This is a genomic window from Azospirillum sp. B506 (assembly GCF_000333595.1).
Taxonomy (GTDB): Bacteria; Pseudomonadota; Alphaproteobacteria; order Azospirillales; family Azospirillaceae; genus Azospirillum.
In genome coordinates, this window is sequence record NZ_BADK01000250.1 from 1 (window position 1) to 1,271 (window position 1,271).

At 67.4% G+C, this 1,271-nt stretch carries 3 protein-coding genes; all 3 read right to left on the reverse strand.

All coding sequences use genetic code 11. The features are described from left to right. Window positions 1-436 (reverse strand): type IV secretion system protein (locus I71_RS07775; RefSeq protein ID WP_042693522.1); only part of this gene is annotated, 436 nt, incomplete at its 3' end. 8 nt (window positions 437-444) lie between these two features. Further along, on the reverse strand, window positions 445-1,041 hold the full coding sequence (locus I71_RS37200) for a hypothetical protein (RefSeq protein ID WP_042693524.1): 597 nt from the start codon (window positions 1,039-1,041) through the stop codon (window positions 445-447). Continuing rightward, a partial coding sequence (locus I71_RS07785; protein ID WP_042693526.1) for a hypothetical protein occupies window positions 1,025-1,271 on the reverse strand: 247 nt, incomplete at its 5' end. The genes I71_RS37200 and I71_RS07785, both read right to left, overlap by 17 nt.

Here is a 1,271-nt window from a genome sequence, read left to right on the forward strand (position 1 = left end):
CCCCCTGACTGTCAATCGCCGTGCGCGAGGCATCTGGCAGCTGGCTGAACCAGCGCTGATAATAGGGCGCCACGTCCTCGGTCGGCACCGACTGCCAGTTCGCTCCCGGCGGGAAGAGCTGGTTGAATTCCTGTTCAATGCCGCCGAGCTGATAGCCGATCCCCTGGACCCGGTTCATCACCGCGTTGAGCTGGCCGACCTGCTGGCCGAGATTGCCGTTCAACTCACCGAAGCTGCCGCCGCCCAACGTCTGGAGCGTGCGGGCTTGGTTCTCGATCATCTGAACCTGATTGCTGATCTGCTCCATCTGGTTGGCGACCTGGGTGATCATCTGCGCGATGGCCGACACATCGATCACCGGGATGCCTTGGGCGTGCGCCGGCAAGGTCTGGAACACCAGGGCAGACAGCAGAAGGGCGGAGAGGGGCTTGCGCATCGGGGCACCTATTGCATGCGGACGCGGTGGAAAAGCCGGGAGTCGATGTAGACGTCGAAGGCTTGCGGCGACTTCGGTTGCAGCCATTGCACGGCGTCGTAGATGGAGACGGTGATCCGTTCATCGTCCGAGCCGCCCTGGACGGTGGTGCCCATCAGGGAGCCGACACAGGCGCGCGGTCCCAGGCGCCCGCCGTGGTCGCCGGTGATCAACGCTTCCGACTGGGCCGGCCGGGCGTTGTCCCCTTCGGCCGGCAGGCCCCCAAGCGGTAAGAGTGCAAGCAGCGAGCGGCTGCCGACCCACTGGCCGGCCGGCGCCGGCTGGAGACCGGCCGGGCAGAGGTCGTAGGGGTCGACCACCTGCTGCACGTAGGAGCCGCCGCTTTGCGGCGAGCCGGCCATATCGCAGGTGGGAAAGCTGCCGCCGCGGCGCAGATGCCGCCACAGCCGCTCAATCGGCGGCACGCATTCCGCAAACTGCGTCGGCCCGCCGGGGTTGCTCATGCAGAGCAGGACCTGACAGCCCCACTCATCCGCTTCGGCCGGCGCCGGCAGCAGGGCGAGGCCGGCCAGGAGCGCGCCGGCCGCTTTACAGAAGGTGGTCATAGCGCACCCCTTTCTTCTGGAGCCACTGAAAGGGCCAGTCGGCGCCATGGCTGGCGGCCAGCTCGCGCACCTGCACCACGCTCTCCTTGTCGGAGACGCCAACGAAGGCGAGGGCCACCGGCCCGAGGGCGAGCGAGAACAGCCGGCGGCCTTCCGGCGACAGGTAGTAGTAGTCGCGCTTCTTGGCCGCGGTCTTGAGGATGCCGATCTGCACCTCGTTCAGCCCGATG